Source organism: Rhodobacter ferrooxidans (assembly GCF_000176015.1).
Classification (GTDB): Bacteria; Pseudomonadota; Alphaproteobacteria; order Rhodobacterales; family Rhodobacteraceae; genus Pseudorhodobacter_B; species Pseudorhodobacter_B ferrooxidans.
Genome location: NZ_ACYY01000031.1, coordinates 1 through 24,240, shown reverse-complemented (window position 1 = coordinate 24,240; position 24,240 = coordinate 1). Strand labels below are relative to the sequence as shown.

The window sequence follows — 24,240 nt, the reverse complement described above, 5'->3', positions numbered from 1 at the left end:
GCGGCAAGATTGTCGTTGACCGGATGGGCGGCTTGTGCTGCGCTGCACCCTGACCATACGGTCAGGAAAAGATTCGTCGCAAGGGGCATCAGACCCCGACGCTCAGGGAGAATGCAGATGCCGGCACCGGGTGAAAACCTGCGGATCAACTCCGCGCGGCTGTGGGACAGCCTGATGGACATGGCGCAGATCGGTCCCGGCGTGGCGGGCGGCAACAACCGCCAGACCCTGACCGATGCCGATGGGCAAGGGCGGCATCTCTTCAAGGATTGGTGCGAGGCGGCGGGGTGCAGCGTAGGTGTCGATACCATGGGCAACATGTTCGCCACCCGTGCGGGGACAGATGCGGCGGCGCTGCCGGTCTATATCGGCTCGCATCTGGACACCCAGCCGACCGGGGGCAAGTTCGACGGCGTGCTGGGGGTGCTGGGCGGGCTGGAGGTGCTGCGGTCCTTGAACGACCTCGGCATCCAGACCCGGCATCCGGTGGTGGTGACCAACTGGACCAACGAGGAGGGCGCGCGCTTTGCCCCCGCCATGCTGGCCTCGGGGGTGTTCGCGGGCATCCATACCGAGGATTACGCCAAAAGCCGCCGCGACCTGGACGGCAAGGTGTTCGGCGAGGAGCTGGCGCGGATCGGCTGGGTTGGGGATGAGGTGGTCGGTGCCCGCAAGATGCACGCGATGTTCGAATTGCACATCGAGCAGGGGCCGATTCTGGAGGCCGAGGGCCGCGATATCGGCGTGGTGACGCATGGGCAAGGCCTGTGGTGGCTGGAGATTACCCTGACCGGCAAGGACGCGCATACCGGCAGCACACCGATGGCGATGCGGGTGAATGCGGGGCTGGGCATGGCGCGGATCACCGAACGGGTGCATCAGATTGCGATGGCACATCAGCCGAATGCGGTGGGGGCGGTGGGGCAGGTCAAGGTCTTCCCCAACTCGCGCAACGTCATTCCGGGGCGGGTGGTGTTTACGGTGGATATCCGATCGCCGGAACAGGGCAAGCTGGACCTGATGAAGGGCGAGGTGATCCGCGCGGCGCAGGCGGTGGCGGCGGAACTGGGGCTGGGGTGTTCGATTGAAGATGTCGGGCATTTCGACCCGGTGGCGTTTGATGCGGGGCTTGTGAAGATCGTCCGGCAATCGGCGGAAAAGCTTGGATATTCCCATATGGATATCGTCAGCGGCGCCGGTCACGACGCCTGCTGGATCAACCGCGTGGCGCCGACGGTGATGATCATGTGCCCCTGCGTCGACGGGCTGTCGCACAACGAGGCCGAGGAGATTTCGCCCGAGTGGGCGGCGGCCGGGACGGATGTGCTGCTGCACGCGGTGCTTGAGGTGGCGGGGGTGGTTGGCTGAGGCCAGGCCGGGGGTTTCACACCCCCGGACCCCCGTGGGATATTTGTGCAAAGGTGAAATGGGAAGGCGCGTCCAGATGAAACTTGATGAGTTCGTGAAGCAGACGCTCCTCGATATAACCAATGGAGTTGCTGATGCACAAGAAACCGCCAAACTTTGGATCGCGCCGGGAACGGTTGAAGGTGAGCCGAAGTTGGCACCTCAAATGGTTTCGTTTGAGGTGGCTCTTACCGTGAACAAGGGAGGTGGCGGCGGGATCAGTGTATGGTCATTGGGCGATTTGAAAGGCCAAGCATCATCCGAAAGCATGAACCGGGTTTCATTTGATGTTCCGGTTTATTTCCAATCTCAAACACCCAATCACGCGAAGTTCGCAGAGTCATATCCGCTTGTCGCGGCAAAGATGAAGGGTAAATGACCATGACCACAGTCATCAAAAACGGAACCATCGTCACCGCCGATCTGACTTACAAGGCGGATGTGCTGATCTTGGGCGGGGTGATCACTGCCATCGGCGCGGGGCTGAGTGGCGACAAGGTGCTGGACGCCTCGGGCTGCTATGTGATGCCGGGGGGGATTGATCCGCATACGCACCTGGAAATGCCGTTCATGGGCACCTATTCCAGCGATGATTTCGAGAGCGGCACCCGGGCGGCCTTGGCGGGGGGGACCACGATGGTGGTGGACTTCGCGCTGCCCGCACCGGGGCAAGGGCTGCTGGATGCGCTGCAGATGTGGCACAACAAGACCGGCCGGGCCAACTGCGATTTCAGTTTCCACATGGCGATCACCTGGTGGGGCGAGCAGGTGTTCAATGAGATGAAAACCGTGGTCGATCAGGGGATTACCAGCTTCAAGCACTTCCTGGCCTACAAGGGCGCGCTGATGGTGAACGACGACGAGTTGTTCCATTCCTTCAGCCGCTGCGCTGATCTGGGCGCCTTGGCGATGGTGCATGCCGAGAATGGCGACGTGGTGGCGGAACTGTCGGCGCGGCTGCTGGCGGCGGGCAATACCGGGCCGGAGGCGCATGCTTACAGCCGCCCGCCGCAGGTGGAGGGCGAGGCCACCAACCGCGCCATCATGATTGCCGACATGGCCGGGGTGCCGCTTTATGTGGTGCACACCTCTTGCGAGGACAGTCACGAGGCGATCCGCAGGGCGCGGATGCAGGGCAAGCGGGTCTGGGGCGAGCCGCTGATCCAGCATCTGACGCTGGACGAGAGCGAATATTTCAACCCCGACTGGGACCATGCGGCGCGGCGGGTGATGTCGCCGCCGTTCCGGTCCAAGCAGCATCAGGACAGCCTCTGGGCCGGCCTGCAATCGGGCAGCCTGTCGGTGGTGGCGACCGACCATTGCGCTTTCACCACGGCACAGAAACGTTTTGGGATGGGCGATTTCACCAAGATCCCCAATGGCACCGGGGGCTTGGAGGACCGGATGCCGATGTTGTGGACGCATGGGGTGGCGACGGGTCGGCTGACGATGAACGAATTCGTGGCCGTGACATCAACAAACATCGCCAAGATATTGAATTGCTACCCGAAAAAGGGCGCTGTGCTGGTGGGGGCGGATGCCGATCTGGTGGTGTGGGATCCCGCGAAGTCCAAGGTGATCTCGGCGGGGTCGCAGCAATCTTCGATTGATTACAACGTGTTCGAAGGCAAAGTTGTGAAGGGCCTGCCGCGCTACACGCTCAGCCGCGGCCAGGTGGCGGTGGAGGATGGCGAGGTGAAAACCCGCGAGGGTCATGGCCACTTTGTCGGGCGCGAGGCGCGGCCGGCGGTGAACCGGGCGCTGAGTGCCTGGAAGGAACTGACCGCCCCGCGCCCGGTGCAGCGCGGCGGTATTCCGGCAAGCGGGGTTTGATGAAGGACACCCTGCAACAGAACCTGCCGGTGATCGAGGCGCGCGCTCTGGGATTGACCTTCCAGACTGGCGACGGCCCGGTGGATGCGCTGAAGGACGTGAACCTGACGGTCGAGAAGGGCGATTTCGTGTCGTTCATCGGGCCGTCGGGTTGCGGCAAGACCACGCTTTTGCGGGCGATTGCGGCCCTGGAGCATCCGACCAGCGGCACCTTGACCGTCAACGGCATGACGCCGGACGAGGCGCGCCGCAAGCGGGCTTACGGCTATGTGTTCCAGGCGGCGGGGCTTTACCCCTGGCGCACCATCGCGGGCAACATCAAGCTGCCGCTGGAGATCATGGGGTTTGCGCGCGACGAGCAGGAGGCCCGCGTGAAGAACGTTCTGCAACTGGTTGATCTGGAAGGATTTGGCAAGAAATATCCCTGGCAGTTGTCGGGCGGGATGCAGCAGCGGGCCAGCATCGCGCGCGCTTTGGCGTTCGATGCCGACATCCTGCTGATGGACGAACCCTTCGGCGCGCTGGACGAGATCGTGCGCGACCGGCTGAACGAAGAGACGCTGAAGCTCTGGGCGCGTACCAACAAGACCATCGTTTTCGTCACCCACTCGATCCCCGAGGCGGTGTATCTGTCGACCAAGATCGTGGTGATGTCGCCGCGTCCGGGCCGGATCACTGATGTGATCGACAGCCCGTTGCCGCGCGAACGGCCTTTGGAGATCAGGGACAGCCGGGCCTTCATCGAGATTGCGCATCGGGTGCGCGAGGGGCTGCGGGCGGGACATTCCTATGAGGATTAAGCTTGCGGCAATGCTGCTGGCCTGCGGGCTGGCGGGCGCGGCTGGCGCCGAGACCGAGGTGGATGCCTACGGGCTTGGTCCCCACAAGCCCAACCCCGAGGAATGGATCAAGCTCGACGACGCGGTGTCGCTGCGGGTGCGGATCGTGCATGACAAGTCGGGGGAACTGGCGCCGACCATCACCCGGGCCGAGGTGTTGCGGCTGGAGGTGGCGTTTACCGCCGCCAATGGCGCCAAGGACCGGCCGCTGCGGTTTCATTGCAAGGTCAAGTTCGTCTCGCCCGAGGCCGAATGGTCGGACTGGAAGGCCGATCAGCCCTGTTTCGAGGGGCGGCTGGCGCAGGGGCTTGGCACCTTTGTGCCGCTGGACCTCGATTTCCGCTTTCGCCCCAAGGCGTCCGATCCGCGGGGCACCAGCGGCGTGTCGGTGCAATTCACCGAGGAAATTGCCAACGACCATCTGACGCTGACCCCGACCTTCCGCTGGGAGGATGATAGCGAATGAACCGGCTGCTGCCGATCCTGACGGTTGTCGCGGCGATCGTGGTGCTTTGGTATGGCGCTGCGGTCTGGCTGAACGGCCCCTGGGTGCAGGATCAGGCGGCGCGGGCCGGGGTGACGGTGTCGGGCATGGACTTCGTCGGCCAGACCATGACGCAGGACCGCCCGGTGCTGCCGGCACCACATCAGGTGATCAAGGGGCTTTATGACGGGGTGGCGGGGCAGGCGATCACCTCGAAGAAATCGCTGATTTATCACGGCTGGATCACGCTTTCCGGCACGCTGCTGGGCTTTGTGATCGGCACGGGCCTGGGCATCCTGCTGGCGGTGGGGATCGTGCACAACAAGGCGATGGATCTGAGCGTGATGCCCTGGGCGATTGCCAGCCAGATGATCCCGATCATCGCCATTGCGCCGATGCTGGCGGTGGTGATGAACTCGCTGGGGGCCTCGGGGATTGTCACCAAGGCGATCATCTCGGCCTATCTGAGTTTCTTCCCGGTGGTGGTGGGCATGGTGAAGGGGCTGCGCAGCCCGGATGCGATGCAGCTTGATCTGCTGCGCACCTATTCGGCGGGCGAGGCCACGACATTGGGCAAGCTGCGGCTGCCCTCGTCGATGCCCTATCTGTTCGCCTCGCTGAAGGTGGGGATTGCCGCCAGCCTCGTGGGGGCGATTGTCGGGGAATTGAACCAGCCTGCGGGGCTGGGGGCGCGGCTGCTGAGTGGCAGTTACTATGGCCAGACCGTGCAGATCTGGGCGGCGCTGTTTGCCGCGGCCACCATGGCGGCGCTGCTGGTGGTGGGGATCGGCCGGATCGAAACTGTCACCCTGCGGCGGATGGGGATGGCGCGATGAGCTGGCTGATCTTTGCCGTGGTGTTCTGGCTGGTGGCCTGGGGGGTGAACTCCTACGCCGCCCGGGTGGCGGGCAGGAACCGTTGGGTGCGGCTGTTCGTGCCGACGCTGTTCGGCATCACCGTGCTGGTGGTGTGGGAGGCGGTGATCAAGGGGCTTCAGGTCAGCCCGATCATCCTGCCGCCGCCATCGGCCATCGGCGCAAAGCTGGCCAGCAGCCTGCCGGTGCTGTGGGGCGATCTGGTGCAGACCTTTTTCAAGGGGGCGCTGTCGGGCTATCTGATCGGCTGTGGGGCGGCGGTGCTGGTGGCGGTGGCCATCGACCGCTCGCCCTTTTTGCAACGCGGGTTGCTGCCGGTGGGCAACTTTGTGGCCGCGCTACCGATTGTCGGCATCGCGCCGATCATGGTGATGTGGTTCGGCTTCGACTGGCAGTCGAAAGCCGCGGTGGTGGTGGTGATGGTGTTCTTTCCGGTGCTGGTGAACACGGTGGCGGGGCTTTCGGCATCGGACCGGATGCAGCGCGACCTGATGGCGACCTGGGGGGCAAGCTACTGGCAGGGGCTGTGGAAACTGCGGCTGCCCGCGGCCATGCCCTTCATCTTCAACGGCTTGAAGATCGCGGGCACGCTGGCGCTGATCGGCGCCATCGTTGCCGAATTTTTCGGCAGTCCGACCCGCGGCATGGGGTTTCGCATCACCGCCGAGATCGGCCAGTTGGGGCTGGACATGATCTGGGCGGAAATTGCGGTTGCGGCCTTGGCAGGATCGGCCTTTTATGGGCTGATTGCGCTGATCGAACGGGGGGTGACGTTCTGGCACCCCTCGCAACGGAACTGAAAAAGCCCGGCAAGGGCGCAACATGGAGGTTGACCAATGAAAAGAATCGTAACGGCGGCACTGTTCACGGCATTTGCCGGGGGCGCGGCGCAGGCGGCGGATGACGTGACGCTGCAACTGAAATGGGTGACGCAGGCGCAGTTCGCGGGCTATTACGTCGCGGCGGCCAAGGGCTTCTACGAGGCCGAGGGGCTGAACGTCACCATCCTGCCGGGCGGGCCGGACGTGGCGCCGACCCAGGTGATCGCCGGTGGCGGTGCCGATGTGGTGGTGGACTGGATGCCCTCGGCCTTGGCCGCGCGCGAGAAGGGGCTGCCGCTGGTCAACATCGCCCAGCCGTTCAAATCCTCGGGGATGATGCTGACCTGCCTGAAGGAATCCGGTGTCGCCACCCCGGCGGATTTTGCCGACAAGACGCTGGGCGTCTGGTTCGGCGGCAACGAATATCCGTTCCTGAACTGGATGAGCACGCTGGGGCTGAAAACCGATGGCTCGGCCGGTGGCGTGACGGTGCTGAAGCAGGGTTTCAACGTCGATCCGCTGCTGCAAAAGCAGGCGGCTTGCGTGTCCACCATGACCTACAACGAATACTGGCAGGTGATTGATGCCGGCATCGCGCCCGAGGATCTGGTGACCTTCAAGTATGAAGAGCAGGGCGTGGCGACGCTGGAAGACGGGCTTTATGTGCTGGAGGCCAACCTTGCGGATCCGGCGTTCGAGGACAAGATGGTGCGCTTTGTGCGTGCCTCGATGCAGGGCTGGAAATATGCCGAGGCCAACCCGGACGAGGCGGCGCAGATCGTGATCGACAACGACGCGACCGGCGCGCAGACCATCGAGCATCAAAAGCGCATGATGGCCGAGATTGCCAAGCTGACCGCAGGCAGCAATGGCGCGCTGGACGAGGCGGATTATCAGCGCACCGTGGACAAGCTGTTGGCAGGCGGGTCGGACCCGGTGATCTCGGCGGCCCCCACCGGCGCCTGGACGCATCAGATCACCGACAAGGCGCTGCAATAAGCCTTTGATCGGTAATGAGAAAGGGGGCGCGTCCGGGATCGGGCGCGCCCCCTGGCCTTATTGCAGGTAGGTCATCGGATCGACGCTGTCGAGACCGTTGCGCACCTCGAAATGCAGGAAGGCCGGGCTGGCCGCGCGGACCTTGGCGAAGGTCTGGCCGCGTTTCACGGTGGCGCCCTTGGCCACGGTGATATTGTCGATCCCGGCATAGACCGTCAGCAGGTTGTTCGCGTGGCGGATCACCAGGATCGGCACCTGATCGGTGTCCTTGGTGATGGCGGCCACGGTGCCGTCAGCCGCGGCCTGCACCGATGTCCCGGCGCTGGCCGAGATGTCGATGCCCTCGTTCTTGCCCTTGGCATAGCCGCGGATGATCTGGCCGTTCACCGGCATGGCAAAGCGCGCCGCCGAAGCGCCGGTGCGCTGCGCCCCCAGATTGGCGGCGGCCGGGGCGGCTTGCGGCGTGGCGGTGTCTTCGTCGGGCAAGGGTTGCGAGGCCGAGGGCGGCACCGGCGTCGGTGAGCCTTGCCCCGGGGCGGTGGCGGCACTGGCGGCAGCGGCGGCCGTCGCCACCGGGATCAGCAGGAACTGGCCCTCGCGCACGCTCATGTTGGCATCCAGCCCGTTCCAGTCGGCCAGCGCACGGGCGGAAACATTGTAGGTGCGTGCGATGGTGAAGGCGGTCTCGCCGCGGGCGACCTTGTGGCGCACCGGCTCGACGCCCGGCGCCGTGCTGGCCGATTGCGCCCCCGCCTGCCAGCCGGGGGTTTGCGCGGCACTGCCCGAGGCGCGGTCGATGGCGCCCGAGGCGATGGTGGTCACGTCGATCGGCCCGCTCTGGATCGGTGCGCCGATGATGCCGCCGCTGCCGGACGTGCCGCTGCCGCCACTGCTGGCCACCCGCCGCGGCAGCGCCAGCACCTCGCCCGAGCGCAGCTTGTCGCCCGCCCCCAGCGCGTTGTAGCGCGCCAGTTCCGCGCCATCGAGGCCGACCCTTGCGGCCACCGATCCCACGGTATCGCCGCGCCGCGCCACCGCCACCTGATAGCCGGGATACGAGATCACGCCGCGGCTGTCGGCTTGCGGGCGGTCGGCCGTGGCGCGCTGGGCGGCTTGCGCGGTGTTCAGCCCGACGTTCGGGCGCAGATCCCAGTCCATCTTGTCGGTGGTGCAGGCGGTCAGCGCCAGCAGCGCCGTGCCGAAGCAAAGCACCCGCAGGCGGGTTTGTGGCGGCAGAATCGGGCGGGGGTGACTGCGCATCGTGGCCTCATGTGCTGTGCCCGGGTTAGCCCCGGGGCTTTGGTTACTCGGACCCGAGTCCCTCGACCAGTGGCACGAAACGCACCGGGCGCAACTCGTCATATTCGAAACCGCGGCTGTGGCGGGTGACTTTGATCAGGCTTTGCACCGCGTCGGACTGGCCGACCGGAACCACCATGATACCGCCGATTTTCAGCTGCGCCAAGAGCGGGCCGGGCGGGTCTTCTGCCGCAGCCGTCACCAATATCTTGTCGAACGGCGCCTGATCGGGCAGGCCAAAGCTGCCATCTACATGCAGCGCGGTGATGTTCACCAGGCCAAGCACGTGGAACACATCCTGCGCCTCGCGCACCAGACGGCGGTGGCGGTCCACGGTATAGACCCTACGGGCCAGCAGGCTGAGGATGGCGGCCTGATAGCCCGAGCCGGTTCCGACCTCCAGCACCATGTCGCGCGGCTGCACCTCCAGCGCCTGGGTCATCAGGCCCACCACCGAGGGTTGGCTGATGGTCTGGCCGCAGGCAATCGGCAGCGGCATGTCCTCATAGGCGCGGTCGGCAAACAGCCCGCGCACAAAGGCCCCACGGTCGATCCGCTCCATCGCGCCCAGCACCCGGGCATCGGTGACCCCGTGCGAGCGCAAGGCGAACAGAAAGCGCATCTGGCGTTCTGCGGCATCGTCAAGCGGGGCCGGGCCGTTGCTCATCCGCGCGCCACCTGCGGCTTTTCCAGCAGGCGGGCAAGATCGGCCAACCGGTCATGCGCGGTCAGATCGGCCCGCATCGGCGTGACCGAGATATGGCCATCAAGGTTCACCGCCGCATCGGTGCCGGGCAGGGTGGGGGCATGCTGCGGCCCGCCCTTGATCCACAGGAACTTGCGCCCCGAGGGCGAATGGTGCGGCTCGACCGAGAAGCTGGTGTCGCGGCGGAAGCCTTGCGCTGCGGCGCGGATGCCCTTGACGGCCTTGGCGGCGACGGGCGGGAAGTTGACGTTGTAGAACAGCCGGTAATCGGTGTTGTCCCAATGCGACTGGTCCAGCAGGGCGCGCACCACGGCGGCACCGTGCACGCGGGCGGCCTCGAACGGGTCGGCGGTTTCGCTGGTATCCGGACCCATGTATTGCGACAGCGCGATGGCGGGCAGGCCTTGCAAGGCGGCCTCCAGTGCCGCCCCGATGGTGCCGGAATACAGCACGTTTTCGGCGGCATTGTTGCCGCGGTTGACGCCTGAAAGCACCAGATCAGGCCGGGCGCCCTCCAGCACGTCATAGATCGCCGCCAGCACGCAATCGGCCGGGCTGCCCTCGGCGGCAAAGCGGCGGGGCCCAAGCCGGGCGATCATCATCGGATGGGTATAGCTGATGCAATGGCCGACGCCCGATTGCTCGAAAGCCGGGGCCACGGTCCAGACCTCGCCCTTGGGTCCGGCGATCTCGGTGGCGATGTCGGTCAGAACCTGCAAGCCGGGGGCGTTGATGCCGTCGTCATTGGTGATCAGAATACGCATCAGGCCGCCTTTCGCTGCCCTTTCTGATTAGACGAGGCCGGGGCGGGCGTAAAGCGCCGCCTCGGGGCAAGCCCGGTCCGCAGGTGCATTTTTGGCCGCAGGGGTGGCCGGGTCACAAGGTGACAGTCGCCAAGCCATGCTGTAAGCAGCCAGCCAGTCCGTGCAAAAGGAAAAACCGTGCCGACACTCTCTGTCCGACGCATGTTGCCAGACGACCTGCCCGCTGTGGTGCGGGTGCACCAGTTGGCGTTTCGCGGCTTTTTTCTGGACCGGATGGGGCCGGCCTTTCTGCGTGGCTATTATCGCGCGGTGCTGGACTGGACCGGCGCGATTGCGCTGGTGGCGCAGACCTCGGCGGGGGTGCAGGGCTTTGCCGTGGGGTTTGCCGATCCCGACGGTTTTTATCGGCATTTCCGGGCACGGCGGCGCAGGCTGATCCCGGCGATCCTGCTGGCGCTGATCCGCCGGCCGTCGCTGCTGGCCGATATCCTGCGCAATGCCCGCCGGGTCGAGGTGGCGCAGGGTGCCGAGCCGGGGGTGGTGGAGCTGTCGTCGATTGCCACGGCAGCGCCGGGTCGCGGCATCGGCGCGGTGCTGGTGCAGGCGTTCTGCGCCGAGGCCTTTGGTCAGGGTGCCGTGGCCGTGGCCTTGACCACCGACCGCGACGACAATGGCGTGGTGCGGGATTTCTATGAACGCCATGGCTTCAAACACGTCGGCCACGAAAGCCGCGGCGAGCGGGTGCTGTGTTGTTACCGGCTGGCGCGGCCCTGACCCGGCCTTTGGTCACGACTGGCGCGGAAAAGCACTGGCGGGCACCCAGCGCAGCGCCAGTTCCATGTCCTGACGCGGCGGATTGACCGGGTGGCCGGTGGCCTCGCCCAGGATGGCGGCGGCGGTCAGCCCGATGCAATGCAGATCCGACAGAAACCCCGCCCGCTCCATATAGGCGCGCTCGACCGCCAGTTTCGGCGGCAGCAGCCGCGCCACATACGAGCCTTCCGGGTCGGCGGCATCGACCAGCCCTTCGCCCTGCGCATAGTAGAACACCGCCCCCGGACTGGTGATGCCGGGGCGCAGGCGCAGGGTTTCCAGCATCCAGGGGGTGTAGTGATCCTGCACCATCCGCGGGTCTTCGGGGCGGGGGCCGACCACCGACATCTGGCCTGCCAGCACGTTCAGGAACTGTGGCAACTCGTCGATCTTCAGCTTGCGCAGCCAGGCGCCGACGCGAAAGATCCGCACGTCGCCCTTGGCGGTGATCACGGCCCCTGCATTGGCCACATGCATGGTGCGGAATTTCAGCATGTCGAACGCCACGCCGTCCTTGCCGATCCGCCGGGCGCGGTAGAACACCGGGCCGGGCGAGGCCAGCTTGATCGCCGCCGCCACAGCGGCAAACAGCGGCAGGCACAGCGCCAGGATCACCAGCGAAAAGCCGATGTCGAACAGCCGTTTCAGCACGAAAGCACGCGGCGCACGGTGGCGATGACGTGATCCTGTTCCTCGGGCGTCATCGCCATGAACAGCGGCAGCGAGACGCAGCGGGCGAAATAGGCATCGGCATGCGGAAAGCTGCGCCCCGCACAGAAGTCTTTCCAGAAGGTCATCTGATGCAGCGGCCGGTAGTGCACCGAGGTGCCGATCTCGGCGTCTTTCAGCGCGGCGATGAAGGCGTCGCGGCTGAGCGGTGCGGTCTGCGGCAGTTGCAGGATGTAAAGGTGCCAGGAATGTTCGTCGCCGGCGGCGGGGCCGGGCGGCAGGATCAGCGGCAGGTCGGCAAAGGCGTCGTTGTAGCGCGCCACCAGCGCCGCCCGCGTGGCACCGAAATCGTCGCAGCGGCCAAGCTGCACCAGCCCCATGGCGGCGGCAACGTCGGTCATGTTGTATTTGTAGCCCGGCGCCACCACGTCATAAATCCAGCTGGCGCGGGTGTTGGTGAAGCGGTTGAACACGTCGCGGTCGATGCCATGCAGCCGCATGGTGCGGGCGCGGGCGGCAATCTCGGGGTTGGCGGTGACCAGCATGCCGCCTTCGCCGGTGGTCATGGTCTTGTTGGCATAAAAGCTGAACGCCGTCGCATCTGCACCGCACTGGCCGATCAACTGCCCCTGGTGCCGGGTGGGCAGGGCGTGGGCGGCATCGTCAAGGATGCTGAGGCCGTTGGCGTCGGCCAGCGCCCGCAGCGCCGTCATATCGCAGGCGCGGCCGGCGAAATGCACCGGCATGATCACCTTGCTGCGCGGGGTGATCGCCTGTGCCACGGTTTCGGCATCAAGGCACAGCGTCGCCGGGTCGATATCGACCAGCACCGGGTCGGCACCCAGATAGCGCACCACTTCCGCCGTGGCGGTGAAGGTCAGCGTCGGCACGATCACCTCGCAGCCGGGGCCGACGCCCAGGGCTTCCAGACCCAGATGCAGTGCTGCGGTGGCCGAATTGACCGCCAGCGCCGACACGCCGCCGCCAATGTAATCGGCAAAATCGGCCTCGAACGCCTGCGCCTTCGGGCCGGTGGTCAGCCAGCCCGAGCGCAGACATTCGGATACGGCGGCGATTTCGGCTTCGCCGATCGAGGGGCGGAAAAACGGAACTTGCATGGACTTCATACCCGGGTTCTGGATGGTCTGACAAAAGGCGGTGGTTGCGTTGAAAACACGCGCGCGGGGCTATGGCTACAGCGCCATCGCAGGCCGCTGCGTCAGGTCTGGCTGCGGGCAAATTCCTCCAGATACCAGGCGACGAACGCGCCGATCCCCTGACCGACACCGGTATGCGGCTTGTAGCCGGTCAGCCGCTGCAGCAGGCTGGCATCGGCCCAGGTCGCGGGCACGTCGCCCTGCTGCATCGGCATGAAGTTGTAGGCGGCCTTTCGGCCCAGTGCGGTTTCGATCGCAGCGATGAAATCCATCAGCCGCACCTTTTCGGAATTGCCGATGTTGACGATGCGGAACGGCGCCACCGGCGACAGGCTGTCGCCCGGTTCGATCTCGGCGGGGCTGGCGGGGCGCTGCGGCACGGCGTCGATCAGCAGCGAGATGCCGCGCACCAGATCAGCCACATAGGTGAAATCGCGCCACATCTCGCCGTTGTTGTAGATGTCGATCGGGCGGCCCGCCAGAATGGCCTCGGTGAACTTGAAATAGGCCATGTCGGGGCGACCCCAGGGGCCATAGACGGTGAAGAAGCGGAACATCGTGGTCGGCAGGCCGTGCAGATGGGCGAAGGCGTGGCCCATCGCCTCGGTCGCCTTCTTGGTGGCGGCATAGAACGACATCTGGGTGTCGGCCTTGTCGGTCTCGGCATAGGGCATATCGGTGTTGGCACCGTAAACCGAACTGGTCGAGGCCATCAGCAGATGCTGCACATGGTTGCGGCGCGCGGCCTCCATCACGTTGAAGCTGCCGATGATGTTGGCGTCGATATAGGCGCGGGGATTGTCGATGCTGTAGCGCACCCCGGCTTGTGCTGCCAGATGCACGATCACGTCGGGGGCAAAGCTGTCGATGGCGGCATCAAGGGCTGCGGCATCTTCCAGCATCGCCTCGGTGGCGGCGAAACCGGGATGGCGGCGCAGGCGGGCGTGGCGGCGGTGTTTCAGGCTGACGTCATAGTAATCGGTCATGCCGTCATAGCCCTGCACCTGCGCGCCCTGCGCCAGCAACAGCTCGGCCAGATGGTAGCCGATGAACCCGGCGGTGCCGGTGATGAAGATGCGTTTCACTTTGGTGTCACTGGCGGGCATCGGGGGGTATCCGGGGTTCACGCGTCGGTCCTGCCGGGGTCGTGGCACCGACATGCATCAATCCATAGCGTGCAGGCGGTATCTCGGCAATGCATTTGGGGGGGCGGGCGGCTAGCGGGTTTCCTTGGGCTGCATCACCAGCCAGATCAGCGCCCCGCCCGCCAGCACCAGGAACGGCAGCATCGCCATGTTCACCGCCGACCAGCCCGCCTGCACCGAGCCGCCCGAACAGTTCATCAGCCCACCCGAGGAGAACGACGCCAGCGTCACGCCGCCGAACACGATCAGGTCGTTCATGCCCTGCATGCGGCCGCGTTCCTCCGGGGCATGGCTGCCCGCCAGCATGGTGGTGGCGCCGATGAAGCCGAAGTTCCAGCCGATGCCCAGCAAGAGCATGGCGGCAAAGAAGTTTTCCAGCGCCACGCCCGACATTGCCACGGCACCCGCAGCGGCCAGGATCAGCAGCCCCAGCGCCATCACCTTTTCCACGCCGATGCGGGCGATGACGTGGCCGGTGATGAAACTGGGGGCATACATCGCCAGCACATGCGCCGTCACCACGTTGGCGGCATCGCTGGTATCAAAGCCGCAGCCCACCACCGCCAGCGGCGACGAGGTCATCACCAGGTTCATCAGCGCATAGGACACCGTGGCGCAGATCACCGCCACGGCGATGCGCGGGGTGCGGATCAGCTCCATCCGGCTGCGGCCGCGCGCCTCGCCCAGTTGCGGCGCCCGCGGCCTGGGGCTGTGCAGCAGGCTGAACAACCCGACGCCCAGCAGGTTCAGCGCGATCACCGCCAGGTAGGTGCCCAGGAACGGCACCGCCATCGCGTCGTTGGTCAGCTTGACCAGTTGCGGCCCCAGCACCGCCGACATCAGCCCGCCCGCCATCACCCAGGAAATCGCCTTGGGCCGGAATGCCTCCGAGGCGGTATCGGCGGCGGCAAAGCGGTAGAACCCCTGCGCCGACATGTAGATGCCGGTGAACAGCGCCCCCAGCAGGAACAGCGGAAACGACGCCACGGTCAGGGCATAGGCACCGATCGAGGCACCGATCACCCCACCCAGGGCACCCACGACGAACCCGGCCCGTCGCCCGTAGCGCTGCATCAGCGCCGACAGCGGCGTGGCCGACAGCATCGAGCCGATCACCGTCAGCGAGATCGGCAGCGTGGCCCAGCAGGGGTTGGAGGCCAGCGATTGCCCGGCGAGACCGGCGATGATGAAGATCATCGACATCTGCGAGCCAAGGATCGCCTGTGCCGCCACCAGCACCAGCACGTTGCGGCGGGCGGCGCGGTCGTCGGTGGGAAAGGCGGTGCTTTGGCTCATCGGGCATGGGTAGACCGAAGCCGCGGGCAGGCCAAGGGGCAATCGGCGGCAAAACTTCTTGCCTTCGGCGAGGGTATTTGCACCAAGGAGAACGGGAAAGGCGGTGGACATGGTGGGGCGGATCATTCGGGGACCGGACTGCCTGGCCGAAGGCGCGGGCTGGCTGGTGGGGCGCGAGCCGCGGTTCGGGCCGGTATTGGCGGCGGTGGGGCCGTTGCCACTGCGGCTGCGCGGCGACGGCTTCCTGGCGCTGTGGGATGCGATTGTCAGCCAGCAGGTCTCGGTCGCCTCGGCCAATGCGATCTGGGGGCGGCTGGCGGCGGCGGGGCTGACCGATGCGCAGGCGGTGGCGGCGGCGTCGGACGAGGAATTGCGCGGCTGCGGGCTGTCGCGGCAGAAGATGCGATACGGCCGGGCGCTGGCCGCGGCGGGGATTGATTTTGATGCCTTGCGGGTGTTGCCCGATGCCGCGGTGCTGGCGCGGCTGGTCGAGGTGCCGGGAATCGGCCGCTGGACCGCCGAGATTTACGCGATGTTTTCGCTGGGCCGTGCCGATGTGTTCGCGCCCGGCGACCTGGCGCTGCAAGAGGCGGCGCGGTTGCTGTTCGGGCTGGACGCTCGGCCAACCGAGCGGGAGTTGCGGGCGATGGCCGAGGTCTGGTCGCCGTGGCGGGGCGTTGCGGCCCGCGCGCTCTGGGCCTATTACCGGCACATCAAAACGCGCGAGGGCATCCGGTGACATTGAAATTCCAACGACGCGGGCCGCAGTCGGGGCGGGCGAAAAGCCTGGTGGTGTTCGTGCATGGTTATGGCGCCGATGGGGCCGACCTCTTGGGGCTGGCCGATCCTTTGGCGCCACATCTGCCCGATACGGTGTTCGTCTCACCCGACGCGCCGCAGCCCTGTGCGGGCAATCCCTTTGGTTATCAATGGTTTCCGATCCCCTGGCTGGATGGATCGTCCGAGGCGGCGGCGGCAGAGGGGTTGGCGGCGGCCACGGTGCTGCTGAACGATTTTCTTGATGCGCGGCTGGCCGAGGAAGGCCTGAGCGATGCCGCACTGGCGCTGGTGGGGTTCTCGCAAGGTTCGATGATCAGCCTGCATATCGCTCCGCGCAGGCCGCGGGCAATGGCGGGGGTGGTGGCGTTTTCCGGGCGGCTCTTGGCACCGGAACGGCTGGCCGCCGAGGCCCTGGTCAAGCCGCCGGTGCTGCTGATCCATGGCGATGCCGACCCGGTGGTGCCGTTTGCCGACATGGCGCGGGCCGAGCAGGACTTGCAGGCGGCGGGATTCGACACATATGGCCATGTGATGCGCGGCACCGGCCATGGCATCGCCCCCGATGGGCTGTCGGTGGCACTGGCGTTCCTGAAGGACCGGCTGCCCGGCTAGGGCGGCTTTTGGTCACAAGGATGTTGCAGGCCGACACTAACCTAGATCAAGGCACTTGCCAGTGGCAAACTGCCAGATATAGTTTCATGCGACCGGAACAGCCCGCCTGTTCCGCGACCGCAAGGCCCGAGGGTCGGGCACAAGGGGCAGCACGGAATGGACGGCGCCAGGGCCACGTCTGATCTGCAGCACAGCGCCACGGCGCGGCCCCTGCGCTATCGCCGCGACGGCTTCCGATGTTTGCCGCGGGGGGCCAGATGACGGTTCCGGTCGGCAATCTGCGCACGCTGGTGCTGAATGCGGACATGCAGCCGTTAAGCTGGGCGCCGCTGTCGGTGTGGAGCTGGCAGGACGCTTTCGTGGCGGTGATTCAAAGCCGCGTGGTGCAGCTGAAAACCTATGACGATGTGCTGGTGCATTCCGGCAGCCGGGCGTTCGAGGTGCCGGCGGTGGTGGCACTGAAACGCTATCGCAAGCGCCGCTCGGTGGCGTTCACCCGCTATCACCTGTTTCTGCGCGACGAATTCACTTGCCAGTATTGCGGCGGGCGCTTTGCCGCCAAGGATCTGACCTTTGACCATATCGTGCCGAAAAGCCGCAAGGGTTTGACCTGCTGGAGCAATATCGTCGCCTGCTGTGGGGCCGACAACCTGCGCAAGGGCAACAAGACGCCGCAAGAGGCCGGGATGCGGCTGTTGCGCCCGGCGTTCCAGCCGACGCCGCACCAGATCGACGCCGCCGCAAGGCGCTTGCCGGGGGCGAAGGCGGAACTGCACCAGACCTGGATGGACTATCTTTACTGGGGCAGCGAGCTGGAGGCCTGAGGGCCGGGCGCTGCCCGGCCTTGGCAGATCGCGGGTTTTTCGTGTCGGCATGTGCCGATCAGCCTGGTTGCCGCCGATCAGCGCGGATCGGGTCGGACAGCAGGCGCAGGCCGTTCAGCACCACCAGCAGTGTGCCGCCCTCGTGGCCGATCACCGCCAGTGGCAAGGGCAGGGCGAAGAACAGCCCCCCCACCACCAGAACCGCCATCATGCCGATGGCAAAGATCAGGTTCTGCTTGATGATCCGGGCGGTGTGGCGGGCCAGGCGGTGTGCCGCTGCCAGACGCCCCATATCCTCGGACAACAGCGCCACGTCGGCGGCTTGCAGGGCCACTTCGCTGCCCGCAGCCCCCATGGCGATGCCGACATCGGCGCGGGCCAGGGCTGCGGCATCGTTCACCCCATCCCCGACGAAAGCCACCCGGCCGGCGGCGGCCATCTCGGCCACCAGCCGGACCTTGCCTTCGGGCAGCAGATCGGCCTGCACTTCGTCGGGGCCAAGCCCCAGTTCGGCGGCGATGTGCAGCGCCACCGGGCGGCGGTCGCCGGTCAGCATCACGATCCGGCCGATCCCGGCACGCCGCAGCGCTGCAATGCCCGCGGCCGCAGTGGCGCGGGGCAGGTCGGCCACGGTCAGCCCGCCGATCAACCGATCTGCACGCCCCATGAACACCAGCGTTTCCGCCCCCGAGGCCAGCGCCCGCAGGGCAGGGGTGTCGATATCAGCCCCCATGCGGGCAGCCAGACGCGGATTGCCGGCCCACAGCGGCCCCAGCGCATCCTGGCCGATCAGGCCTTCGGCGGGAATGGCGCTGACGCCATGGGTCGGGGTCGGGGCCAGGCCGCGCGCCAGCGCCGCCCGGCGGATCGCATCGGCAATCGGGTGTTCGGAATGGGCCTCCAGCCCCGCCAGCAGCGCCAGAAACCCGGCCTCGTCACCGCTTTCCGCCACGATTTCCGTCACTTCCGGCCGCCCGGTGGTCAGGGTGCCGGTCTTGTCGAAGGCAAAGCTCTGCACTGCCGCCAGGGTCTCCAGCGCAGCACCACCCTTGAACAGCACACCGCCGTGTGCCGCCGCCGACAGCGCCGACAGGATCGCCGCCGGCACCGAGATCACCACGGCGCAGGGGCTGGCGGCCACCAGCAGGGTGGCGGCATGGTAAAGCGCTGCGTCGAGGTCGTGGTCGAACCACAGAAACCCCAGCAGCGCCAGAACCGCCCCCAGCAGCACCGCCACGGTGTAGCGCTGGCCAAACCAGGCGCTGAAGCGTTCCGATGGTGCCTTGGCGGCTTGCGCTTCGGTGACCAGCGCGATCATCCGCGCCACCGTGCTTTCGGCAGCGGCCTTGGTGACGGTGACCTGCAACACGCCGTGCATGTTCACCGTGGCCTCGAACACCTTGGCGCCGGGGCCCTTGTGCACCGGCATCGACTCGCCGGTGATGGTGGCCTCGTCGATGGCGCCTTGGCCCAAGGCAATCACCCCATCGACCGGCATCCGCGCGCCCGGGCGCACGATCACCACATCGCCCACAACCAGCTCTGCCACCGCGACCTCGGTCACGCCCGCGGCACCATCCAGCCGCAAGGCGGTATCGGGGCGCAGCGCCATCAGCGCCTCGACCGCGCGGCGGGCCTTGCCCATGGCGCGATGCTCCAGCGTCGAGGCCAGGCTGAACAGCGTCAGCAGCACGGCGCCTTCCAGCGCCGCGCCGACCGAGGCCGCGGCAACGGCGGCCACCACCATCAGGAGGTCGATGCTCAGGATGTGGTCGCGCCACAGATCGCGCAGCGCCCGTGCGGCAGCAGGCAGGCCACCGGCCAGATAGACCAGCCCCAGCCCGATCGGTCCGATCAACTGCGGCCCGATCAGCTTTGGCCCAAACACCTGCGGCCCGAACACCTGCGGCCCGATCACCTGCGGCACAGCAAAAGCCGCCAGCGTGGCCAGCGCCAGACCCAGCACCGCAAGCCCGCTGAGTTGCAGCATCAGCCGGTCCTGATCGCGCACCAACTCCATGTTGCCTGCCCCCTTGATCCGGCCGCAGGCTACCCCCGTCGCCGCAAATACCGAAGTGCGAACGTCTTGCAGGTGTGCGCGGAGACGGGAAGCCACGCTGCCGCCATGCTTGCAAACACCGATGTTCATGTTAAGAAATGGACATGATCCGGGTTTCGCGTTCGCATCTGGCCGGTCTGGCCCTGACGCTTGTGCTGCTGATCGCCACCGCGGCGACCGGGTTTGCGCATCGCGCCCTGCCATCCCCCGACGATATCGCCCGCGCCTCGCACGCCCTGTTCTGGGGCGAGCCGCTTGCCGACCTGTGCGATCCCACCGACAGCGACGGCACTGCGGTGGCTTTTGGCGATTGCCCGGCCTGCCACCTGGTCGGTGCAGCGGTGCTGCCCGGCTTGGGCGGGGCTGACCTGGGTCTGGGGCTGACCTTTACCCTCGTGGTGGCGCTGACCACCGTGGCAACCCCGGTATGGCGGGCCCGAGACGCCGCCCACCCGGTGCGCGCGCCACCGCGCGCCTAAGGCCGCAGTCTGCGGGCCTATCTGTGATTTACCTTTGATATCTGTGCCTTGTTGCCCGTTCTTCGGGTTAGTATGGCGCGTCGCCTTGGGTTGTTTGGCCCATGGCACCCCCATTTGGGGGCAGGTGCGGAGTGCGTCCCTTGCCTGCCCTTCAAACGATCCCCCTCGGTCCCGGGGGCAGGGTCGCACTTGCCCCTCCGGTGATGGCTTTTGCCAGCCGGGGGGGCCTTTTCTCTTTCCCGCACCGACTTCACTTTCCCCTGAAACCGGAGATTTCATGATGAAGAAAACCCTTGCCCTGCTGACCGCGCTGGCCTTTGCCGCCGCCGCCGAGGCGCATCAGACCAATGTCGGCGCCTTGCAGATCATCCACGCCCATATCGCCGCCCCCGCCGAAGGGGCGCAATCGGCGGCGGCCTACATGGACATTCTGAACACCGGCCCGACGGCCGAGCGGTTGCTGGGCGTCGAGGTCGGCTTTGCCTCGGCCGCCCTGAGCGGCACCGTGGTCGATGCCAATGGCGTGGCCAGCATGGGACCGCTGGAGGCGGTCGATCTGCCGCCGGGCAGCTCGGTGGCACTGGAACCGGGCGGGTTGCATGTGATGCTGATGGGCCTGACCCGCGCGCTGGCGGTGGGCGACGAGCTGCCCGGCACGCTGGTTTTCGAGCATCAGGGCCGGGTCGAGGTGGAATTTGTTGTCGATGCGCCGGGGGCGATGGGCGACTGAACCGGCGTTTCGGGCGGCAAAATGCCGGTTGTGGCCCGGGGCGGGGCAAAACCGCGGGCGGAGTTCTTGAGTTCCGCCCGCAGCCCCCCTATTGCTGGACGAACAGCAGGAAGGACCACCCCATGCGCATATACCGCGATCTGGCCCAATCCATTGGCAACACGCCGCTGATCCGGCTGAACCAGGCCAGCGCCCTGACGGGGTGCGAGATTCTGGGCAAGGCCGAGTTTCTGAACCCCGGCCAGTCGGTCAAGGACCGCGCCGCCCTTTACATCATCCGCGATGCGGTGGCGCGCGGCGCTCTGCGGCCCGGCGGCACCATTGTCGAGGGCACGGCGGGCAATACCGGCATTGGTCTGGCACTGGTCGGTGCCTCGATGGGGTTCCGCACGGTGATCGTGATCCCGGAAACCCAAAGCCAGGAAAAGAAGGACATGCTGCGGCTGGCCGGCGCCGAGCTGGTGCAGGTGCCGGCAGCCCCCTACCGCAACCCCAACAACTATGTGCATTACTCGCGCCGTCTGGCCGAGGCGCTGGCGCAGACCGAACCCAATGGCGCCGTCTGGGCCAACCAGTTCGACAATGTGGCCAACCGGCAGGCGCATGTGGAAACCACCGGGCCGGAGGTCTGGGCGCAGACCGAGGGCCGCGTGAACGGCTTCATCTGCGCCGCGGGCACCGGTGGCACGCTGGCGGGGATGGCGCTGGCGTTGCAGCCCAAGGGCGTCAAGATCGGCCTTGCCGACCCGGAAGGTGCGGCGCTGCACAGTTTTTACACCACCGGCAAGCTGGAGGCTCCGGGGTCGTCGATCACCGAGGGCATCGGTCAGGGCCGGATCACCGCCAACCTCGAAGGCTTCAAGCCCGACTTCAGCTATCGCATCCCCGATGCCGAAGCCCTGCCGATCGTGTTCGACCTGCTGGAGCATGAGGGCCTGTGCATGGGCGGATCGACCGGCATCAACATCGCCGGTGCCATCCGCATGGCGCGCGATCTGGGGCCGGGCCACACCATCGTCACCATCCTGTGCGATTACGGCAGCCGCTATCAATCCAAGCTTTATAACCCGGTGTTCCTGAAGGAAAAAGGCCTGCCGGTGCCGCAATGGCTTGACCGCGCGCCGCGCACGATTCCGGCGGTGTATCAGGACGCATGAGGCGGGCGGGCTTTCCCCTTTGCGGTCTGGTTTCGGCACTGAGAGTGCTGCTGCTGGCGCTGTCCCTCGGGGCAGGGGGGGTGCAGGCGCAGACCGCCGATCCATCGGGCGGCATCGTCGTCACCCCGCCCACCGCAGGCACTGGCACCGAGACCGGCCCCGGCACCGAAACCACCCCCGCGCCCACCGGCCCGGTCAAGGGCCAGACCCCGCCGAAACCGGCCGGAAAGGGTGGCAAGTCGATCTCGATCCTGCCGCCGGAAAACAGCGGGCCGGACTATGCCGCCTGGGAAAAGCTGGCCACCCGCGCCGAAACCGCCACCGAAGACCGCACCACCTCGAACAACGGGCTGAACCTGTTGCGCACGCAACTGGTGGATTGGCGCTCGGCGCTGCTGGTGGCGCAGAACACCAACTCGGCCCGCATCGCCACGCTGCGCACCCAGATCACCGCGCTGGGCGCCTTGCCCGCCGATGGTGTGGCCGAGGCGCCAGAGATCGCTGAACGCCGCAAGAAGCTGACCGACCAGTTGGTGCGGCTGCAAGCCCCGGCCATCGCCGCCGACGAAGCCTACCGCCGCGCCGATGGTCTGATCGGCGAGATCGACCGGGTGCTGCGCGAACGCCAGGCGGACGAGTTGCTGCGGCTGTGGCCCGCGCCGATCAACCCCGCCAACTGGCCGGTGGCGCTGGGGGGGCTGTCGAAAACCGCGCTGAACCTGTGGCTGGAGTTGCAGAAGGCCTGGACCAACCCCTCGGCGCAAGTGGCGCTGAAGGACAACCTGCCGCTGGTGCTGGCGCTTCTGGTGTTCGCGGTGGCGCTGATCTGGCGCGGGCGGCGCTGGATCGACAAGCTGGCGCAACGGCTGCAGGAAAAGGCCAGCGCCCGCGGCCGCCGGGTCTGGGCGCTGCTGGCCTCGCTGGGGCAGATCGTGGTGCCAACGGCGGGGGTGGTGGCGCTGTCGCAGGCGCTGCTGCGCAGTGGCATGCTGGGCCAGACCTGGACCGGCATCGCCCAGACGCTGCCGCTGATCGGCGGGGTGATCTTCGTGGCGATCTGGCTGGGCGGGCGGGTGTTTCCGCATGGCCCGGGCGTGCAGGGGCCGCTGAACCTTTCGCCGGAAAGCCGGGCCGAGGGGCGGTTTCACACCTTCCTGCTGGGGGTTCTGCTGGGGCTGAACCTGCTGCGGCAGGAAGCCATCGACCCGCAGGTGGCGGGAGAGGCGGGCACGGCGCTCTTGGTGTTCCCGCTGCTGGTGGTGGCGGGGCTGCTTCTGGTGCGGATGGGCCTGCTGTTGCGCCGCCATGTCGCCGCCGACACCGCCCCGGGCGAGGTGCCCAGCTATCGCAACCGGCTGATCGGCTTGCTGTGGCGTGGCGCCGTGGTGATCGGCGTGGTCGGCCCGCTGCTGGCGGCGGTCGGCTATATCGCGGCGGCGGCGGCCATGGTGCTGCCTGCGGCGGTGTCGCTGGGCCTGCTTGGCCTTTTGTTCATCCTGCAACAACTGGTCGGCGACGTTTACGGCCTGCTGATCCGCAGCGAGGAACAGGCGCAGCAGGGGCTGGTGCCGGTGCTGGTGGGCTTTGCCCTCAGCCTCTGCACCCTGCCGCTGTTCGCGCTGATCTGGGGCGCGCGCCCCGCCGACATCACCGAACTCTGGAGCCGGTTCCGCGAAGGCTTCCAGATGGGCGAAACCAAGGTCTCGCCCACCGATTTCCTGTATTTCCTGGTGCTGTTCGGCATCGGCTACACCCTGACCCGGCTGTTTCAGGGCGCGCTGAAATCCACCATCCTGCCGAAAACCAGCCTGGATCAGGGCGGCCAGAACGCCATCGTCGCAGGCGTCGGCTATACCGGCATCTTCCTGGCCGCCCTGCTGTCGATCAACGCCGTCGGCATCGACCTTTCCGGCCTTGCCATCGTCGCCGGTGCGCTGTCGCTGGGCATCGGTTTCGGCCTGCAGAACATCGTGTCGAACTTCGTTTCCGGCATCATCCTGCTGATCGAACGGCCGGTGTCCGAAGGCGACTGGATCGAGGTCGGCAACGTTTCCGGCACGGTGCGGGCAATCTCGGTGCGCTCGACCCGGATCCAGACCTTTGATCGGTCCGACGTGATCGTGCCCAACGCCGATCTGGTGACGCAGCGGGTGACCAACTGGACCCGCTTCAACCTGACCGGCCGGCTGATCGTGCCGGTGACGGTGGTGCATGGCAGCGACACCCGCAAGGTCGAGACGATCCTGCGCCAGATCGCCGAGGCGCAGCCGCTGGCCATCCTGAACCCGCCGCCGGTGGTGGCGCTGATGGGGTTTTCGATGGACGGCATCACCTTCGAGATGCGGCTGATCCTGCGCGACGTGAATTTCTCGATGAATGTCCGCTCGGAAATCAATCACGCCGTGGTGCAGCGCTTTGCCGAGGCCGGGATCGAGCTTGCCCATACGCTGCGCCCGGTCGCCCCCCGCCGCCCCGCCCGCCGCCGCCCCGCC

General features: G+C 66.7%; 24 protein-coding genes. 16 read left to right on the top strand and 8 right to left on the bottom strand.

Annotation, left to right across the window (positions count from 1 at the left end):
* Positions 1–117: 117 nt before the first annotated feature.
* The 8 genes from RSW2DRAFT_RS15965 (at position 118) to RSW2DRAFT_RS15935 (ending at position 7,258) form a co-directional block, all read left to right on the top strand.
* Positions 118–1,368, top strand: coding sequence for a Zn-dependent hydrolase (locus RSW2DRAFT_RS15965; protein WP_008032835.1), 1,251 nt, complete (start codon positions 118–120; stop codon positions 1,366–1,368).
* 76 nt (positions 1,369–1,444) lie between these two features.
* Entirely contained in the window at positions 1,445–1,786 is a 342-nt protein-coding gene (locus RSW2DRAFT_RS18115) for a hypothetical protein (protein WP_156790768.1), read from the top strand.
* A 2-nt stretch (positions 1,787–1,788) separates the two neighbouring features.
* Complete coding sequence (gene hydA, locus RSW2DRAFT_RS15960; protein WP_008032834.1) at positions 1,789–3,240, top strand: dihydropyrimidinase; 1,452 nt, start codon at positions 1,789–1,791, stop codon at positions 3,238–3,240.
* Positions 3,240–4,040, top strand: a complete 801-nt coding sequence (locus RSW2DRAFT_RS15955) for an ABC transporter ATP-binding protein (RefSeq protein ID WP_008032832.1) — start codon at positions 3,240–3,242, stop codon at positions 4,038–4,040. The genes hydA and RSW2DRAFT_RS15955 overlap by 1 nt, the downstream gene beginning before the upstream one ends.
* Entirely contained in the window at positions 4,030–4,545 is a 516-nt protein-coding gene (locus tag RSW2DRAFT_RS15950) for a hypothetical protein (protein ID WP_008032830.1), read from the top strand. Before RSW2DRAFT_RS15955 ends, RSW2DRAFT_RS15950 begins: the two co-directional genes overlap by 11 nt.
* Complete coding sequence (locus RSW2DRAFT_RS15945; RefSeq protein ID WP_008032822.1) at positions 4,542–5,399, top strand: ABC transporter permease; 858 nt, start codon at positions 4,542–4,544, stop codon at positions 5,397–5,399. The genes RSW2DRAFT_RS15950 and RSW2DRAFT_RS15945 overlap by 4 nt, the downstream gene beginning before the upstream one ends.
* Positions 5,396–6,238 carry an ABC transporter permease gene (locus tag RSW2DRAFT_RS15940; protein WP_008032819.1) on the top strand — a complete coding sequence of 281 codons (843 nt, stop codon included), beginning with the start codon at positions 5,396–5,398 and terminating at the stop codon, positions 6,236–6,238. The genes RSW2DRAFT_RS15945 and RSW2DRAFT_RS15940 overlap by 4 nt, the downstream gene beginning before the upstream one ends.
* A 36-nt stretch (positions 6,239–6,274) precedes the next feature.
* On the top strand, positions 6,275–7,258 hold the full coding sequence (locus RSW2DRAFT_RS15935) for an ABC transporter substrate-binding protein (RefSeq protein ID WP_008032817.1): 984 nt from the start codon (positions 6,275–6,277) through the stop codon (positions 7,256–7,258).
* A 57-nt stretch (positions 7,259–7,315) separates the two neighbouring features.
* On the opposite strand, the gene RSW2DRAFT_RS15930 is transcribed toward RSW2DRAFT_RS15935, so the two are convergent.
* Genes RSW2DRAFT_RS15930 through surE form a run of 3 tightly spaced genes read right to left on the bottom strand, consistent with a single transcriptional unit; the run spans position 7,316 to position 10,027 of the window.
* Positions 7,316–8,518 (bottom strand): M23 family metallopeptidase, encoded by a 1,203-nt coding sequence (locus tag RSW2DRAFT_RS15930; RefSeq protein ID WP_008032815.1) that lies wholly within the window; start codon positions 8,516–8,518, stop codon positions 7,316–7,318.
* A 43-nt stretch (positions 8,519–8,561) separates the two neighbouring features.
* Positions 8,562–9,224, bottom strand: coding sequence for a protein-L-isoaspartate(D-aspartate) O-methyltransferase (locus RSW2DRAFT_RS15925; RefSeq protein ID WP_008032813.1), 663 nt, complete (start codon positions 9,222–9,224; stop codon positions 8,562–8,564).
* Positions 9,221–10,027 (bottom strand): 5'/3'-nucleotidase SurE, encoded by an 807-nt coding sequence (gene surE, locus RSW2DRAFT_RS15920; protein WP_008032810.1) that lies wholly within the window; start codon positions 10,025–10,027, stop codon positions 9,221–9,223. Before surE ends, RSW2DRAFT_RS15925 begins: the two co-directional genes overlap by 4 nt.
* Positions 10,028–10,204: 177 nt before the next feature.
* On the opposite strand from surE, the gene RSW2DRAFT_RS17280 reads away from it, so the two are divergent.
* Positions 10,205–10,801, top strand: coding sequence for a GNAT family N-acetyltransferase (locus tag RSW2DRAFT_RS17280; RefSeq protein ID WP_198008128.1), 597 nt, complete (start codon positions 10,205–10,207; stop codon positions 10,799–10,801).
* A 12-nt stretch (positions 10,802–10,813) separates the two neighbouring features.
* Here the strand turns inward: RSW2DRAFT_RS17280 and RSW2DRAFT_RS15910 are convergent, their stop codons facing one another.
* The 4 genes from RSW2DRAFT_RS15910 to RSW2DRAFT_RS15895 form a co-directional block, all read right to left on the bottom strand.
* Positions 10,814–11,491 (bottom strand): sugar transferase, encoded by a 678-nt coding sequence (locus RSW2DRAFT_RS15910; RefSeq protein WP_008032806.1) that lies wholly within the window; start codon positions 11,489–11,491, stop codon positions 10,814–10,816.
* Positions 11,485–12,627 (bottom strand): DegT/DnrJ/EryC1/StrS family aminotransferase, encoded by a 1,143-nt coding sequence (locus RSW2DRAFT_RS15905; RefSeq protein ID WP_232209703.1) that lies wholly within the window; start codon positions 12,625–12,627, stop codon positions 11,485–11,487. The genes RSW2DRAFT_RS15910 and RSW2DRAFT_RS15905 overlap by 7 nt, the downstream gene beginning before the upstream one ends.
* A gap of 101 nt (positions 12,628–12,728) precedes the next feature.
* The gene (locus tag RSW2DRAFT_RS15900) at positions 12,729–13,751 is read right to left on the bottom strand and encodes an NAD-dependent epimerase/dehydratase family protein (protein WP_040672451.1); all 1,023 of its coding nucleotides are present in this window, start codon (positions 13,749–13,751) and stop codon (positions 12,729–12,731) included.
* Between the two features lie 132 nt (positions 13,752–13,883).
* The gene (locus tag RSW2DRAFT_RS15895; RefSeq protein WP_008032801.1) at positions 13,884–15,107 is read right to left on the bottom strand and encodes an MFS transporter; all 1,224 of its coding nucleotides are present in this window, start codon (positions 15,105–15,107) and stop codon (positions 13,884–13,886) included.
* A 109-nt stretch (positions 15,108–15,216) separates the two neighbouring features.
* Here RSW2DRAFT_RS15895 and RSW2DRAFT_RS15890 point away from each other — a divergent pair, with 109 nt between their 5' ends.
* The 3 genes from RSW2DRAFT_RS15890 to RSW2DRAFT_RS15880 all read left to right on the top strand — a co-directional run bounded on the left by RSW2DRAFT_RS15890 (position 15,217) and on the right by RSW2DRAFT_RS15880 (position 17,323).
* On the top strand, positions 15,217–15,846 hold the full coding sequence (locus RSW2DRAFT_RS15890; protein ID WP_008032800.1) for a DNA-3-methyladenine glycosylase family protein: 630 nt from the start codon (positions 15,217–15,219) through the stop codon (positions 15,844–15,846).
* Positions 15,843–16,499, top strand: coding sequence for an alpha/beta hydrolase (locus RSW2DRAFT_RS15885; protein ID WP_008032799.1), 657 nt, complete (start codon positions 15,843–15,845; stop codon positions 16,497–16,499). The genes RSW2DRAFT_RS15890 and RSW2DRAFT_RS15885 overlap by 4 nt, the downstream gene beginning before the upstream one ends.
* Before the next feature lie 257 nt (positions 16,500–16,756).
* Entirely contained in the window at positions 16,757–17,323 is a 567-nt protein-coding gene (locus RSW2DRAFT_RS15880) for an HNH endonuclease (protein WP_008032798.1), read from the top strand.
* Positions 17,324–17,381: 58 nt separating this feature from the next.
* Here RSW2DRAFT_RS15880 and RSW2DRAFT_RS15875 read toward each other — a convergent pair whose 3' ends face one another.
* Positions 17,382–19,343, bottom strand: coding sequence for a heavy metal translocating P-type ATPase (locus RSW2DRAFT_RS15875; RefSeq protein ID WP_008032797.1), 1,962 nt, complete (start codon positions 19,341–19,343; stop codon positions 17,382–17,384).
* Positions 19,344–19,486: 143 nt separating this feature from the next.
* On the opposite strand from RSW2DRAFT_RS15875, the gene RSW2DRAFT_RS15870 reads away from it, so the two are divergent.
* The 4 genes from RSW2DRAFT_RS15870 to RSW2DRAFT_RS15855 form a co-directional block, all read left to right on the top strand.
* Positions 19,487–19,861, top strand: a complete 375-nt coding sequence (locus tag RSW2DRAFT_RS15870) for a hypothetical protein (RefSeq protein WP_156790767.1) — start codon at positions 19,487–19,489, stop codon at positions 19,859–19,861.
* A gap of 280 nt (positions 19,862–20,141) precedes the next feature.
* Entirely contained in the window at positions 20,142–20,591 is a 450-nt protein-coding gene (locus tag RSW2DRAFT_RS15865; protein WP_040672449.1) for a copper chaperone PCu(A)C, read from the top strand.
* 122 nt (positions 20,592–20,713) lie between these two features.
* Complete coding sequence (locus RSW2DRAFT_RS15860) at positions 20,714–21,748, top strand: cysteine synthase A (protein WP_008032794.1); 1,035 nt, start codon at positions 20,714–20,716, stop codon at positions 21,746–21,748.
* Positions 21,749–21,792: 44 nt separating this feature from the next.
* A partial coding sequence (locus RSW2DRAFT_RS15855) for a DUF3772 domain-containing protein (protein WP_050786844.1) occupies positions 21,793–24,240 on the top strand: 2,448 nt, incomplete at its 3' end.